The 241-nt window shown below is 53.5% G+C and carries 1 protein-coding gene; it reads right to left on the reverse strand.

Translation table 11 applies throughout. The features are described from left to right. Positions 1 to 241: aminotransferase class III-fold pyridoxal phosphate-dependent enzyme (locus HBA93_RS23085; protein WP_221724784.1), on the reverse strand; the 241-nt coding region annotated here is incomplete at both ends.

The raw sequence follows: 241 nt of genomic DNA on the forward strand, positions 1-241 counted from the left end.
CAAAACCCACACCATGATAGCCGCGCTCACGGCCGATCACGCGGGTACGGGTGCCCTGACCAATCGCACGCTGATAGGCAATCGCAATTTTCAGAGCTGTATCAACGGACTCTGAACCGGAACCGGTGAAGAAAACGCGGTCGAGAATTTTGCCATCACCACGCGGTGCAATTTCACCAAGACGGGTGGCAAAATCAAAAGCAATATTGTGGCCCATCTGGAAGGTAGGCGCGAAATCCAT

The sequence above is a fragment of the Ochrobactrum sp. SFR4 genome (genome assembly GCF_019730395.1).
Classification (GTDB): domain Bacteria; phylum Pseudomonadota; class Alphaproteobacteria; order Rhizobiales; family Rhizobiaceae; genus Pseudochrobactrum.